This window comes from Nisaea denitrificans DSM 18348 (genome assembly GCF_000426505.1).
Lineage (GTDB): Bacteria > Pseudomonadota > Alphaproteobacteria > Thalassobaculales > Thalassobaculaceae > Nisaea > Nisaea denitrificans.
The window spans coordinates 322755-335847 of record NZ_AUFM01000015.1; the positions used below are offsets into that span (position 1 = coordinate 322755).

The 13093-nt window shown below is 61.8% G+C and carries 10 protein-coding genes; 5 read left to right on the forward strand and 5 right to left on the reverse strand.

Annotated features, from left to right (window positions below; genetic code table 11):
- Nucleotides 1-211: 211 nt before the first annotated feature.
- Nucleotides 212-5071, forward strand: coding sequence for an NAD-glutamate dehydrogenase (locus K328_RS0111970; protein ID WP_028466176.1), 4860 nt, complete (start codon nucleotides 212-214; stop codon nucleotides 5069-5071).
- A gap of 19 nt (nucleotides 5072-5090) precedes the next feature.
- Nucleotides 5091-6389 (forward strand): MFS transporter, encoded by a 1299-nt coding sequence (locus tag K328_RS0111975; protein WP_028466177.1) that lies wholly within the window; start codon nucleotides 5091-5093, stop codon nucleotides 6387-6389.
- Here K328_RS0111975 and K328_RS0111980 read toward each other — a convergent pair.
- Nucleotides 6355-7443, reverse strand: a complete 1089-nt coding sequence (locus tag K328_RS0111980) for a site-specific DNA-methyltransferase (protein WP_028466178.1) — start codon at nucleotides 7441-7443, stop codon at nucleotides 6355-6357. The two genes, K328_RS0111975 and K328_RS0111980, sit on opposite strands and share 35 nt — an antisense overlap.
- Nucleotides 7444-7588: 145 nt before the next feature.
- Nucleotides 7589-8233, reverse strand: coding sequence for a ribonuclease HII (locus K328_RS0111985; RefSeq protein WP_028466179.1), 645 nt, complete (start codon nucleotides 8231-8233; stop codon nucleotides 7589-7591).
- Nucleotides 8234-8515: 282 nt separating this feature from the next.
- On the opposite strand from K328_RS0111985, the gene K328_RS0111990 reads away from it, so the two are divergent.
- Nucleotides 8516-9115: a LysE family translocator gene (locus K328_RS0111990; protein WP_028466180.1), complete on the forward strand. Its 600-nt coding sequence runs from the start codon at nucleotides 8516-8518 to the stop codon at nucleotides 9113-9115.
- 1 nt (nucleotide 9116) lies between these two features.
- On the opposite strand, the gene K328_RS0111995 is transcribed toward K328_RS0111990, so the two are convergent.
- Genes K328_RS0111995 through K328_RS23745 form a run of 3 tightly spaced genes read right to left on the reverse strand, consistent with a single transcriptional unit; the run spans nucleotide 9117 to nucleotide 11607 of the window.
- Nucleotides 9117-10262, reverse strand: coding sequence for a PA0069 family radical SAM protein (locus K328_RS0111995; RefSeq protein ID WP_051284872.1), 1146 nt, complete (start codon nucleotides 10260-10262; stop codon nucleotides 9117-9119).
- Between the two features lie 41 nt (nucleotides 10263-10303).
- Nucleotides 10304-10513 carry a DUF4169 family protein gene (locus K328_RS0112000; RefSeq protein ID WP_028466182.1) on the reverse strand — a complete coding sequence of 70 codons (210 nt, stop codon included), beginning with the start codon at nucleotides 10511-10513 and terminating at the stop codon, nucleotides 10304-10306.
- A gap of 32 nt (nucleotides 10514-10545) precedes the next feature.
- Entirely contained in the window at nucleotides 10546-11607 is a 1062-nt protein-coding gene (locus K328_RS23745; RefSeq protein ID WP_036553957.1) for an aminoglycoside phosphotransferase family protein, read from the reverse strand.
- Nucleotides 11608-11717: 110 nt separating this feature from the next.
- On the opposite strand from K328_RS23745, the gene K328_RS0112010 reads away from it, so the two are divergent.
- Together K328_RS0112010 and K328_RS0112015 are read left to right on the forward strand one after the other, a co-directional pair.
- A complete protein-coding gene (locus tag K328_RS0112010; protein ID WP_245577507.1) occupies nucleotides 11718-12512 on the forward strand; it encodes a TIGR04283 family arsenosugar biosynthesis glycosyltransferase in 795 nt (264 codons plus the stop codon).
- 3 nt (nucleotides 12513-12515) lie between these two features.
- Entirely contained in the window at nucleotides 12516-13091 is a 576-nt protein-coding gene (locus K328_RS0112015; protein WP_028466184.1) for a TIGR04282 family arsenosugar biosynthesis glycosyltransferase, read from the forward strand.
- Nucleotides 13092-13093: the final 2 nt, after the last annotated feature.

A 13093-nucleotide genomic window follows, 5' to 3' on the forward strand; every position in this document is an offset into this window, starting at 1 on the left:
AGTGCGGCAGGGTCTTAACCAGACGACATGTCAGTTACGCTGCATCCTGCCTCGCGATAATCAGACGGCATTCCTCATTCGGCCAGGTCCCGTTGGGTGCAGAACTCCGTTATTTGCCGAAATTTCAATAATTTGACGCTTCAGCGCCCGATTCAATTGGGTTAGCCTGTTTATGGGCTGGCTCAAGCGTACGGTGGCGGGAGGAAATCGCATGCGCGATAAGTTGCACACCTTGAAGCAAGAACTCGTCGACGGCGTTATCGCACTCGCAGAAGAGCGGATCGCCAAGGACAAGCAGGCGGAAGCCAAAAGCTTCATCAGGCAATTCTACGCAAATGTCGCGCCTCAGGACATTTTGTCCGAGGAACCGGAAGACTTGTTCGGCAGCGCATTGTCAATCTGGGCCTTCGGCAAGACCCGGGCTCCCGGCTCCACCAAGATTCGGGCCTATAATCCCCGTTTCGAATCCACCGGCTGGCAGTCGCCACACACTGTCATAGAGATCGTCAATGACGACATGCCGTTTCTGGTCGATTCAGTCACCACGGCGCTGACAACGCTGGACCTCACGGTCCACCTCGTCATCCACCCGATCCTGAAGCTCAACCGGTCACCAAGCGGCAAGGCCGAGGCGCTACTGGATCAGGAAGAAGCTTGCGACGGCATGATTCGGGAATCCTTCATGCAGCTGCGCATCTCCGAGCAGAGCTCGGCAGAGGTCCTGTCCAATATCGAGGCCGAGTTGCACTCGGTGCTCGATGATGTGAGGGCTTCCGTCGAGGACTGGCGGACGATGCGGGAGAAGGTACTCGACGTCGTCACCGAGATCGGTGTGCGCGAGACCCCGCACAATCGGGAGGAAGTCAGCGAGGTCATCGATTTCCTGCGCTGGATTGAAGACAATCACTTCACCTTCCTCGGGTATCGCGAGCTGGACTATGTCGGCAGCGGCAAGAGCGCGCATATGGAGGTTGTCGCCGGCTCGGGTCTTGGCATCCTGCGTAAACCGGAGACCAGCGTCTTCGGTGGGTTACGGGATTTAGGCAAACTTCCCGAGGATGTAAGACGTTTCCTGACCAGCCCAGACCTGCTGCTGATCATGAAGGCGAACCGGAAGGCCCGGGTCCATCGCCCTGTCTATATGGACACGATCATCGTCAAGAAGATCGACAAGGCGGGCAAGGTCACCGGCGAGCATCGGTTCATCGGCCTCTTCACGTCCGTCGCCTACAATCAGAGCCCTGGCGAAATTCCGATGCTGCGGCAAAAGGTGCAGCGGATCGTCTCCCGAGGGGGGTTCGCGCAGGAGAGTCATGATGGCAAGGCTCTGATCAACATCCTTGAGACCTATCCGCGCGATGAGCTGTTTCAGGCCAGCGAGGATGCCTTGCTGACCACGTCGATCGGGGTTCTACACTTGCAGGAGCGGCAGAAAACCGCGCTCTTCGTGCGTTCCGATCCGTTCGAACGATTCGTTTCTGTAATATTATTTGTTCCACGCGATCACTACACGACCCAAATCAGGGAACGGTTCGCAGACATTCTCGCGCAGGCCTTCAAGGGCCACGTTGCGGCTTTCTATACCCAGATGTCCGAATCCGTCCTCGCGCGCCTTCATTTCATTATTGCAACGGAACGGGGGTCGGTCCCCGATGTCGACATCGAGGAACTTGAGCGTCGCCTTGCAGATGCCGCCCGGTCCTGGTCCGACAAGCTGCATCAGGCCCTGATCGAAGCCAAGGGCGAGGAGCAGGGCAACGCGCTGCACCGTCGATATCGGGACGCCTTTCCCTCTTCCTACCGCGAAACCTATTCCGCCCAAGGCGCGATTTTCGACATTGAGCGGATCGAGGAAACCATGGCGGACGGAAGTCTCGCCATGAATCTCTTCCGCCCCATCGGATCCGAAGAGACCCAGCTCTACCTCAAGTTTTTCCACATCGACACGCCGGTGCCGCTCTCCGACGTCATGCCGATGATCGAAAATATGGGTGTCCGCGTCCTGAGCGAGCATCCGTATGAAGTCGTCTCCAAGGACCTCTCCAGCACTGTCTGGATCCACGATTTCGAGATGCAGCTCCGCAGCGGGCAAAGCGTCGATATCGAGGCCATGCGCCAACCGTTCCATGATGCCTTCGAAGCTGTCTGGACCGGAAAGATGGAGAATGACGGGTTCAATATCCTCATTCTGCAGGCCGGCCTGACATGGCGAGAAGTCGCCATGTTGCGGGCCTACGCGAAATATCTGCGTCAGGCAGCTTTCACGTTCTCCCAAGCCTATATGGAAGAGACGCTGGCGGAGAACGCGTCCATTGCAAAGCTGCTGGCCCGTCTGTTCGACGTCCGGTTCAATCCGGCAGTGGAAGAGGCCAAGCGTGCCACGACGACAAGCGAGATCCTGGCCGAGATCGAGGCGGCGCTCGACAATGTCGCCAATCTCGATCAGGACCGGATCATCCAGCGCTATCTCAACCTGATCCTGTCAACGATGCGGACCAACTATTACCAGCCTGACGCAGACGGGAACCCGAAGCCCTACATTTCGTTCAAGCTGGACAGCCAGGCCATCGAGGATCTGCCGCTACCGCGTCCTCTGGTCGAAATCTGGGTGTTCTCGCCCCGCACCGAGGCCGTGCATCTGCGCGGCGGCCGGGTGGCCCGCGGCGGTATTCGCTGGTCGGACCGCCGGGAGGATTTCCGGACCGAGATTCTCGGATTGATGAAGGCACAGCAGGTCAAGAATGCCGTCATCGTTCCCGTCGGCTCAAAGGGCGGATTCGTGGTCAAGCGCCCACCGGCTGACGGCACCCGCGAGGCCATGCAGGCCGAAGCGATCGAGTGCTACAAGACGATGATGCGCGGCATGCTGGATATCACCGACAATATCTCCGGCACCGATATCATTCCGCCGGAACATGTCGTCCGGCATGACGAAAACGATCCTTATCTCGTGGTCGCCGCCGACAAGGGCACCGCCACCTTCTCCGACATCGCCAACGGCGTCTCGCAGGAATATGGCTTTTGGCTCGATGACGCTTTCGCATCGGGCGGTTCCGCCGGATACGATCACAAGAAAATGGCCATCACGGCGCGCGGCGCGTGGGAATCGGTGAAGCGCCATTTCCGGGAAATCGGCATCAACATCCAGACCACGGACTTTTCCGTGATCGGTGTCGGCGACATGAGTGGTGACGTCTTCGGCAACGGCATGCTGCTGTCGAAGCACATCAAGCTGATCGGCGCCTTCAACCACATGCATATCTTCTTCGATCCCACCCCGGACGCAGCGAAGACCTGGACCGAGCGCCAGCGGCTGTTCGATATGCCGCGCAGCAGCTGGACCGATTACGACACCAAGCTGATTTCCAAGGGAGGCGGGATCTATCCGCGATCGCTGAAATCGATCGAGACCACGCCGGAGATGAAGTCCGTGCTCGGTATCAAGGCGGACAAAGTGACGCCGAACGACCTGATCCGGGCGATGCTGATGGCCCAGGTCGACCTGCTCTGGTTTGGCGGGATCGGCACCTACATCAAGGAGAGCAAGGAAACCAACGCCGACGCTGGCGACCGGGCAAACGACTCGCTGCGCATCGACGCCAAGGAGATTGGCGCAAAAGTCGTCGGCGAAGGCGCCAATCTCGGTGTGACGCAGCGTGCGCGCATCGAGTATGCGCTGGGCGGCGGGCGAATCAACACCGACGCCATCGACAATTCAGCCGGTGTCGACTGCTCGGATCACGAGGTCAATATCAAGATCCTCCTCGGCGCAGTCGTCACGGATGGCGATATGACCCGAAAGCAGCGGGACAAGCTGCTTGAGGAAATGACCGACGAGGTCGCGACCCTGGTGCTCAAGGATAATTACGATCAGAGCCAGGCCCTGACCATGGCGGTCACAGAGGGTACCGCTCTGCTCGACGCCGAAACCCGGCTGATCCGGGAGCTGGAGCGCAGTCACCTGAAGCTGAACCGGGCGGTCGAATTCCTGCCCGACGACGAAACGCTGTCGGAACGCATGGCGGACGGACAGGGCCTGACCAGACCGGAACTCGCGGTCCTGTTAGCCTATGCGAAGATGGAGCTCTACGACGAGATCCTGCCCTCCGATCTTCCGGACGACCCGATGCTGGCAGAGGATCTGATCCGGTATTTCCCGGCCCGCCTGCACGGCAAGATGAACGACACGATCCGCAGCCACCGGCTGAAGCGCGAGATTATCGCGACATATATCGCCAACAGCATGATCAACCGGGTCGGCGCCACTTTCGTCAACGCGGTGCGCGAGCAGACCGGCGATTCCTCGCCTGATATTGCCCGGGCCTATACCGTCGCCCGGGACGTGTTCGGCATCCGCCGCCTCTGGTCTGCGGTTGAGGATCTCGACAACAAGGTTCCCGCGGTCGTGCAAACCGAGATGCTGCAGGATATCAAACGCCTGGTGGAACAGGCCGCGGTCTGGTTCCTGCGAAGCGAGCGCCGGCCGCTTGATCTCCAGGCTCTGACAGGAACTTATCTCGACGGCGTCGCCGAACTGACGGCGGAGCTCGACACGGTATTAACCGACTCCCATCGCGAAGCTGTCCAGAAGAAAGCGGCGAAGCACGAGGCCGCCGGGGTGCCGAAGGAACTGGCCCGTGGCGTTGCCAGCGCCGATATCCTGATTTCCGGCTGCGACATCGTCCGGCTGTCCGGCCAGACCGGGGAAAGCGTGCTGCAGGTGGCGGAAGTCTATTTCGCGGTCGGGCATGAATTCTCGCTCGACTGGCTGCGGGAGCGTGCCGATCACGTGGTTGCAGAGTCGCACTGGCAGAAGATGGCCGTGGCCGCCATCGTCGACGATTTCTACAGTCACCAGTTCCAGCTTGCCCAGAACGTCCTGGCGGAACGCAGCAATGGAAAGAGCAAGAAGGCGTCGGCCGAGGCTCTCATCGAAAAATGGTCGGATACACGCGGCGATGCGTCAGCCCGGATGGATCGGCTGCTGGCTGACTTGCGGGCTGCCGACGGCGTCGATCTATCCATGCTGGCTGTAGCGAACGGCCAGTTCCGCTCGTTGCTCGCACACTAACCGCGGCGGGTCGGTCTTCGTGGAATCCGGTCAACCCTCCGGCCGCGGATATCCGGGTCGGCGCGCGGCACTCTCCTGGTGCCTGTTCGATTGGGCGAATTCCCCTCTGCCGACGGTGATCATCACCTTCGTCTTTTCCGCCTATTTTGCGCGCGGTGTGGTCGGAGATGAGGTCGCGGGCACCGTGCTCTGGAGCCAGGCCCTGACCATCGCGGGTCTGACCGTCGCCGTGCTGGCACCGATACTGGGAGCCATTGCGGACCAGACCGGGCCGAAAAAACCATGGCTGGCCGGCTTTTCCGCAATTGGCATCCTGGCGGCGGGGGCGCTCTGGTTCGTCCATCCGGACCCGGCGGATACGATGCTTGCCCTGATCGCCGTCGGGCTGGTGCTGATCGGCACCGAGTTCGCCAATATTTTCTACAACGCCATGCTGGCCCGCGTCGCATCGCCAGAGCGGCTCGGCCGCGTCGGCGGCTGGGGTTGGGCGCTCGGCTATCTCGGCGCCATCGTCTGCCTGCTGATCGCCCTTCTGGGGTTCGTTCAGGCCGAGACACCGCCCTTCGGGCTGGACAAGGCAAAGGCGGAGCATGTCCGGGCAACCGCCCTGCTGGCGGCCGCCTGGTTCGTGATCTTTTCCATTCCACTGCTGAAATTCGTGCCGGACGATCAGCGGCAAGCTCTGTCCGTTCCTGCCGCCGCGCGTGCGGGGCTGAATAGCCTCTGGCAGACCATGAGGTCGCTCCGGGAAGATCGCGATCTCTGGGTCTTCCTGATTGCCCGCATGCTCTATGCCGATGGCCTCGCCACCCTGTTCCAGTTTGGCGGTCTTTATGCCGCCGGTACCTTCGGGATGAGCTTTGCCGAAATCATCCAGTTCGGCATCGCCCTCAACGTCACGGCCGGAATCGGCGCCTTCGGCTTTGCCTGGGTCGATGACCGGATCGGCGCCAAACCGACAATCGCGATTTCGCTGGTCGGCCTGATCTGTTTCGGGTTTGCCGTGCTGCTGGTCGAGGATGTCGCCTGGTTCTGGGTATTCGCCCTGGCCCTCGGCATTTTCGTCGGCCCGTCCCAGTCAGCGAGCCGGACCCTGCTGACGCGGATGGCTCCGCCTGAGAAACGCACGCAGCTATTCGGGCTCTATGCGTTGTCTGGAAAAGCCACGAGCTTCATAGGACCAGCCCTGCTCGGCTGGGCGACGCTTACCTTCGACAGTCAGCGCGCGGGCATGGCGACGATCCTCGGCTTCTGGATCGTCGGCCTTGCCCTGCTTGCGTTTGTCAGGCCCGCATCTCCGCGCGCACCTGCTGCCTGAAGACATCGATCGAGACGGGATTGCCGCCACGCTCGACATGCCAGAAAGTCCAGCCGTTGCAGGCCGGTGCTCCCTGAACCGCCGCACCAACAGAATGGATAGAACCCTTGGCACTGTCAGAGACCAGAGAGCCGTCCGGACGCACCTTGGCGAACCAGCGGCGGCGCTGGTCGAACAGAACCTCGCCCGGGTTGAGCATGCCGCGCTCGACGATGTTGCCGAACGGCACGCGCGGTTCGGTCCGCTTGGTCTCTACCGCCAGAAGACTCTCATCCTCGATCCGCTTGACCGCAGCGATGCGGTCCATGGCGATCTCGGCATATGTCTGCTCGCGCTCAAGCCCGATGAAATGGCGCCCGAGCTTCTTTGCAACGGCACCGGTGGTGCCTGAACCAAAGAACGGATCCAGCACCACGTCACCCGGCTTGGAGGTCGACAGCAATACGCGAGACAGCAGGCTTTCCGGTTTCTGCGTCGGGTGTGCCTTGCGGCCATCCACCTTGATACGCTCGGAACCGGTACAAAGAGGCAGGTGCCAGTCGCTGCGCATCTGCTGGTCTTCGTTGAAGGCCTTCATGGCATCGTAATTAAACGTGTACCGCTTGCTGTCCTCGCTCTTCGAGCACCAGAGCAGGGTCTCATGCGCGTTGGTGAAACGGCGCCCGCGGAAATTCGGCATCGGGTTGGTCTTGCGCCAGATGACGTCGTTCAGGATCCAAAAGCCGAGATCCTGCAACACTGAGCCGACCCGGTAGATATTGTGGTAGCTGCCGATAACCCAGAGCCCGCCATCGTCCTTCAGGACGCGACGCACCGCCGCGAGCCAGTCGCGGGAGAACTGGTCATAGGTCTGGAAGGTGTCGAACTTGTCCCAATCATTGTCGACCGCGTCGACAATCGAGTTGTTGGGTCTGAGAAGCTCGCCCTGAAGCTGGAGATTATAGGGTGGATCTGCAAACACCAGATCCACCGATTTCTCCGGCAGTTTATTGATCAATTCAATGCAGTCGCCGACCAGAATCTGGTCCAGCGGCAGCGTGTCTTGCGCCGTCATATCGTCCGTCCGTGCCAGGAAAGATGGCTGGAGTCTCCGGTATCCGGCGAATCACGTCAAGGCGTCGATTTCTTTTTACTAAATAGAGTCAAATACTTACAGGACGAACACAAGATATTGTGTGAAGAACGGTATCGTCTTCTGGTCAGAGTGTGACGCCATCGGCGAGAAGTGCTTCGCGGACCGGCCGGAAGGACCGCCGGTGATGATCCGTGACCCCGTGCGCGGCAATACCGGCCAGATGCTCGGCTGTGCCGTAACCTGCATTACGCTCCCAGCCGTATCCCGGATGAGCCGCCGCCAGAACGCGCATTGCATTGTCCCGGTGCACCTTGGCGATGATCGAGGCGGCGGCGATGCTGAGCGATTTCAGATCGCCTTTCACCACTGCACGCGCGGGAACGGGATTGGGCGGCAAGCGGTTACCGTCGATCAGGTATAGATCCGGAGTTTTATCGAGACGTTGGGACAGAGCAGCAGCAGCCCGTCCCATCGCGACGTAGGTTGCCTGCAGTATGTTGATGCGATCGATCTCTTCGACCTCCGCAACCCCGATGCCATAGGGAACCAGACCGACGAGCGCCCCGGCGATGAGCTCCCGTTTGGCCGCGTTCAGCTTTTTGGAGTCCGTAACGTCCCTCAGAAGCGGGTCGGTATGCAGGGCAAACGGAATATGCACCGCCGCCGCCATAACCGGCCCCGCAAGCGGCCCGCGCCCGACCTCGTCAATGCCGACAATCACGGCGCCCTGTTCGGCGCCGGCTTCGATTTCCAGACTGAAATCAGACAAAAAACTCATTCCTGAGGTACAAAATCGGGATAGGACCCTACCTGAAAATCCGTTTGATACCAAGTCGCTACGCGGTCATTCCGGATATGGAAGCACCGGGTCTGCCGCATTTTCGCACCGGGCCCTACGAAATAGTCCTCCCTGGCGCTACACCTAGATACTGCCACGAAGGAAACCACGAAATATTGTATCCATGACATGGTTCTGCTTGCGGTGTCATGGCCAGATAGCGACCTATTCAGTCGAAAGCCCGTAGACGGGCGCTGCTGCAAGGTTACTCCGATGTTCGACGAATGGATCGCCGGGTTTATCATTTTTGCCCTCACCCTCAGCCTGACACCGGGGCCGAACAACACGCTCTTCACGACGTCCGGAGTGAATTTCGGGATCGCACAAACCGTCCCGCACATCCTCGGCGTGGCCTTTGGTTTCCCCGCCATGCTTGCTGCGGTGGCCCTCGGCCTCTGGTCGCTGCTGAATGCCGTTCCGGGACTGCTGGAAGCCTTGCGCTACGTTTCCATCGCCATCCTCATCTACCTCGCCTGGAAGATCGCCGGCGGTTCAGCCGGCAAGATCGGCCGGCCGGAGCGCCCGATGCGGTTCTACGAGGCCGCCGCCTTCCAGTGGGTGAACCCCAAAGCCTGGCTGATCTCGGCAAGCGCCATGACAACCTTCAGCGGCGTGGCGGCCGATGGCTCGGCGGAGATTTCGTCCCGGCTGCCGGTCATGTGTGCGCTGTTCTTCGCCGTCGTAATCCTCTCCGGCTTCACCTGGGCCGGGATCGGGGCGGGACTTTCGCGCTGGCTGCAGGACGGCATCCGGCTCAGGATCGCGAATATCCTGCTTGCCCTGCTGCTGCTGTCGTCCCTGTTCCTGGCCTGACCTACAGCAGGCTTAGCTGGTCGCCGGCGCGCGGCGGAACGACGAACCGGTCACAGCGCAGTTTCGGGAACGACCCTGTGAGGCCCACCCGCTTCTTCGCAATCTCGAAGCGGCGGTGAATCAGGGCCGCATAGGGGCCGCTGCCCCGCATGCGCTCTCCCCATTCCGCACGGTATAATTCACCGCCCCTAGTCTGGTGGATCAGCGAATAGACCCGATCCGCACGGTCCGGAAAGTGCTGCTCCAGCCATTCCCGGAACAGATCCTTGATCTCGTGCGGCAGCCTCAGAAGGATATGGCCGACGCCGCGCGCCCCGGCTTCCGCCGATGCCTCCACCAGCGCCTCGATTTCACCGTCGTTGATTGCCGGAATGATCGGCGCTGCCAGAACGTGCACGGGAATGCCTTCCGATTTGAGCGCATGCACCGCGTCCAGCCGCCGTCCGGGGGTCGCCGCTCGCGGCTCCATGATGCGGGCAAGATGCCGGTCCAGAGTGGTGATACTCATCGCCACAGATACGAGCCCGCGCGCCGCCATCGGCGCCAGAATGTCGATATCGCGGGTGACCAGCGCCGACTTGGTGACAATCGAGAGCGGATGGCCGAAATCGGACAGGACCTGGAGCACCTGCCGGGTAATCCCGTGCTCCTTCTCGATCGGCTGATAGGGGTCTGTATTCGTCCCGAGCGCCATCACATCCGGTTTGTAGCCGGGCTTTCTCAGCGCATCGTCGAGCAGGGCCGCGGCATCCGGTTTCGCCAGCAGTCTGGTCTCGAAATCGAGCCCCGGCGAATAGCCGAGATAGGCATGGGTTGGCCGGGCAAAGCAGTAGATGCAGCCATGCTCGCAGCCACGATAGGGATTGATCGAGCGGTCGAACGGTATATCGGGGGATTTGTTCCGGGCGATGATCGTGCGGGAGGCATCAATCCCCACCTCGGTTCTGGGTCTGGCGTCCAGATCCGGGAACTCGGTGGAGGCGCCCTGGAACGGATTATCGCCGGGCCAGCCGCCAATGACCCGCTGGCGCTGCTCCTGTTCGAACCGGCCGCTGACATTGGTGATCGCCCCGCGCCCCTTGTGCGGGGAACGCTGCATAATGTCCGGGTCCGGTGCATCCGGTGGCTGAAAATCAGGATCGACCATGGCCGGATGATAAATCCGGCAATAGAACAAAACAAGAACAATTAAGTTTCAGAGGGCGGCTCGTCAGGTTCCATGCGATGCCGCTCAAGCCGTTCGGATGCCTGATCACGGCGCGCTGAAGCTGCCTCGTCCCCGGCCTGCTGTTCTTTTGTACGGCCGAATTTCAGTCTGTTGTCGGCGGCTTTCTCTTCGGCGGCCTCGCGGGTCTTCCGCTTGCGAGCCTGCCGCAGATTGACGATCTTGCCACTCATTCGGCCCTCCTTACCGCGCACCCTGCGGCGGCCTAGTCCAGCACCAGCTTGTCCGGCCCCAGCCATTCCCGGCGCACGCGCTCCATCGTCTCCGGCCGGGCCATCCGGCGCAAGCGGTCAAGAACACCTGACAGCATCCGGTCCCGCTGACTCTGATCGCCGCTGCGCGCCACTTGGCCTTCATTCTCGGCGTGCCAGCGGCAGCCCCATGTCATGGTACGCAGCCAGGTCAGGCGGCGGAACGGCAGGAACCAGGGCTCCAGCACACGCGCAAGCGACGGCGGCACCGCCGTCCGGTAGGTATCGTAGAAATCCGCGACATCCTCATTGCTGAGCTCTCCGCTCACATCCGGATCCCAGGTAACGGAGGTGTAGAGGCTGGCGTGCGCAAGGTCGATTGCGGGCGATCCGTACTGGGTCTTCTCCATATCGACGAAGATCGCCCGGCCATCCTTCTGCACGACATAATTGCCAGGATGCGTGTCAGTCAGGACAAGCGCCGGTGGCAAAGGCGCCCTGCCATGCTCTGCAGCGAAATCACGGGCCCACTTGCGCTCTTCGTCGAGAATGGCGCGGGCCTGCCTGTCCTGCACCAGAGCGGGAATAAATTCCGCCTGATCCTCGATCAGACCGACGAGCGCTTCCACCGGACGTGCTGTCCAGGCGAGCGGGGCCGGATCGTCCGGTGTCGGCAAACGGTGCACGCTGGCCAGAGTCTCGGCAAGCTGCAGCAGGTCCTTTGAAAGATCCACCGCCCTGCCCTCGACCGCATCGACGATCAGCGCGCCGTTCGGCAGCCGCGGACTCGGATCGAGATAGCCATGAAGAACCGGCGTGTGGCGGCTCGGTCCGGCACGCCGGAAGCATTCCGCCTGGAGTGACAGTGCGTCTTCCGGCGTCACATCGCGCCGGACCAGACGCGGGACACGGGCCAGCAGACGCTTGCCTTTCCACGGCCTCTCACCGAGCAGAACGTGATCATGGGCCAGCCCCCGCGCCGGCAGCCTGATCAGATCTTCGAGAGCAAGCGTGGGGAAGGTCTTGAGCTTCATCAGCTCAGCGTGGAGATTGCGCAGGTCGAGGTCGGTCGTCATGGCCGCGAATGCTCTGAAATGCTCTAATCGGGACACCCTGCCGCGCTGGCAGGGTCGGTTGCACCTCTGTTAACACACCAGGCAGCGCTGCGGAAAAATAAGGACCGGCCTTGGGATCATCGGACACATCGAAGAATGAAGATCTGTGGCGGGTGCCGCTGCCGGGCGCACTCGGACCACTGGATGCGCATGGCCGCCGCATCGGTGCGCCGGCGCCGGATCTGTCAATCAGTGTCATCATCCCCTGCCTCAACGCCGAGAAGGGCCTGAAGCGCACCCTCGACGCCTTGGCAAGCGCCGAACGGTCCGGCTTCACCCCAGAGGTCGTCATTGCTGATGGCGGCTCCACCGACGCGACGCGGGAGATCGCCGAGACGGCCGGAGCCCGGGTAATCGATTGCCCCCCTGGCCGCGGCATCCAGCTCGCGGCCGGCGCCAGGGCGGCGAAAGGAGACTGGCTCCTCTTCCTGCATGCTGACACCGCACTGGAGCGGGGCTGGGCATCGAGCGTCATGGTGTTCACCAGCAATGACCGGAACCGTGAGCGCGGGGCTGTTTTCACCTTCGCGCTGGACGACGACAGCCCTGCGGCCCGACGGCTGGAAGGTATGGTGCGCTGGCGCAACCGATGGCTCGGCCTGCCCTATGGCGATCAGGGATTGCTGCTCCACCGGCGTTTCTATCGCCGGCTCGGCGGCTACAAGGAAATCCCGCTGATGGAAGATGTGGAATTCATCCGCCGCATCGGCATGAGCCGCCTCGCCCTGTTCGATATCCGGGCCATCACCTCGGCGGAACGCTATGTGCGCGGCGGCTATGTTCGGCGCTCCCTGCGCAACCTTTTCTGCCTGACGCTCTTTTTCCTCCGGGTGCCGCCCCGGCTGATCGCCCGGATCTACAGCTGACCGATGGCGCGCAGGACTCTGATCATCTTCGCGAAAGCGCCACGCCGGGGACTGGTGAAAAGCCGTCTCGCCCGGGATATCGGCGCCGCTGCCGCGACCCGGTGGTACCGGCAGAACCTTGCCACCACCCTGCGGCGGCTCGGCCTCACGAAACGCTGGGAGTGCCGCATCATCGCGGCTCCGTACCACGCCGTCACCTGGCCCTGGCCGAAGCCGTGGCGGTTCAGCCACCAGGCCCGCGGCGATCTCGGCCAGAGGATGCTCAAGGCGCTCCGCAGCGCGACCAAGGGCCCGACGGTACTGATTGGCAGCGATATTCCGGGGATCGAGCCGCAGCACATCGCAACGGCCTTCAACGCGCTTGAGCGGAACGATGCGGTGTTCGGGCCTTCCGCCGATGGCGGCTACTGGCTGGTCGGCTTCTCGCCGCGCTATAGGGGCAATCCGTTCACGGATGTCCGATGGTCAACCGAATGGGCGCTTGAGGATACGCTGGCCGGGTTCCGGCCCGGCACCAGGATCGGCTTCGCCGCGGAAATGCGGGATGTGGACGAGGCGACGGACCTTCCGGCAGCCTAGAG

What these genes read in the sequence shown, in the direction of transcription:
- K328_RS0111990 (WP_028466180.1), top strand. Translation starts at nt 8,516, where the DNA reads ATGTTCGACGAATGGATCGCCGGGTTTATCATTTTTGCCCTCACCCTC.
- K328_RS0112000 (WP_028466182.1), bottom strand. Translation starts at nt 10,513, where the DNA reads ATGAGTGGCAAGATCGTCAATCTGCGGCAGGCTCGCAAGCGGAAGACC.
- K328_RS0111995 (WP_051284872.1), bottom strand. Translation starts at nt 10,262, where the DNA reads ATGGTCGATCCTGATTTTCAGCCACCGGATGCACCGGACCCGGACATT.
- K328_RS23745 (WP_036553957.1), bottom strand. Translation starts at nt 11,607, where the DNA reads ATGACGACCGACCTCGACCTGCGCAATCTCCACGCTGAGCTGATGAAG.
- K328_RS0111970 (WP_028466176.1), top strand. Translation starts at nt 212, where the DNA reads ATGCGCGATAAGTTGCACACCTTGAAGCAAGAACTCGTCGACGGCGTT.
- K328_RS0111980 (WP_028466178.1), bottom strand. Translation starts at nt 7,443, where the DNA reads ATGACGGCGCAAGACACGCTGCCGCTGGACCAGATTCTGGTCGGCGAC.
- K328_RS0112015 (WP_028466184.1), top strand. Translation starts at nt 12,516, where the DNA reads ATGGCGCGCAGGACTCTGATCATCTTCGCGAAAGCGCCACGCCGGGGA.